At 48.6% G+C, this 879-nt stretch carries 2 protein-coding genes; both read left to right on the top strand.

The window, feature by feature from the left end:
* Window positions 1–205 precede the first annotated feature (205 nt).
* Window positions 206–442, top strand: coding sequence for a CopG family ribbon-helix-helix protein (locus M6F29_RS11890; protein WP_298160186.1), 237 nt, complete (start codon window positions 206–208; stop codon window positions 440–442).
* Entirely contained in the window at window positions 432–719 is a 288-nt protein-coding gene (locus tag M6F29_RS12465) for a type II toxin-antitoxin system RelE/ParE family toxin (protein ID WP_366526012.1), read from the top strand. Before M6F29_RS11890 ends, M6F29_RS12465 begins: the two co-directional genes overlap by 11 nt.
* Window positions 720–879 lie beyond the last annotated feature (160 nt).

Raw genomic sequence — 879 nt, 5'->3', positions numbered from 1 at the left:
CGTCGTCTTCAATCTCCATGACGACAATATACCACCCCCTGTTTATTTGTTACAGTAATTTCTTAACGACTCCTAAAGATGGAAATCCAAGTTGAAAACCAACTACAATTTACCCACCGATTCCACTGACGAAGAAAATTTCTAATGAACAATTTGGGTTTATGGTAGTATTAGACTGTGTACATCGTAACACTTGAGGCTGATTATGGAAACCACGACCCTGACCATGCGCGTCCCGGTAAAGTTGAAGGAGCAACTCGAGAAACTGGCTGACGCGACCCATAGATCCAAATCCTACCTCGCTGGTGAAGCTATTCGTCAATACCTGGACATCGAGGCTTGGCAGATTGCTGAAATACAGTTGGCCATCAAGGAAGCTGACGCAAACGACTTCGCGACCATTGAAGAAGTCGATGCCACCGTGAAAAAGTATGCAGGTTAAATGGTTGCGTCGCGCCCTGGAGAATCTGGACGAAGAGGCAGCCTATATCGCAACAGATAACCCGCGCATAGCGGCAGAGTTCGTGGTTTGCATGCGAGACAGCGCAGCGATACTCGCAGATCATCCCAACATGGGGCGCCCTGGTCGGATTGCGGGAACACGCGAACTAATCGTGACACGTTTTCCATACCTCCTACCCTACCGCGTGCGCGGTGGTGCTGTGGAAGTCCTGCGCGTCTTCCCAACGGCCAGGAAGTGGCCCAACCACATGAACTAATTATGGGTATCCGATTTTCGTGATTGATTTTTCTCTTTTCGATCCCGATGTTAATATCCGTTAAATCGTGTTATGTGTGACGATGTCATCAGCAACTTGAAATTGGGCCAAAAGCAGCAGGTTGAAATTGGATGTCGGCTAGGCTAAGGGGGGGGTGATT

Source organism: Ferrovum sp., from assembly GCF_027317285.1.
In the GTDB taxonomy this organism is placed as follows: Bacteria; Pseudomonadota; Gammaproteobacteria; order Burkholderiales; family Ferrovaceae; genus Ferrovum.
This window is presented reverse-complemented; position numbering and strand designations above follow the sequence as displayed.

What these genes read in the sequence shown, in the direction of transcription:
- M6F29_RS11890 (WP_298160186.1), top strand. Translation starts at nt 206, where the DNA reads ATGGAAACCACGACCCTGACCATGCGCGTCCCGGTAAAGTTGAAGGAG.
- M6F29_RS12465 (WP_366526012.1), top strand. Translation starts at nt 432, where the DNA reads ATGCAGGTTAAATGGTTGCGTCGCGCCCTGGAGAATCTGGACGAAGAG.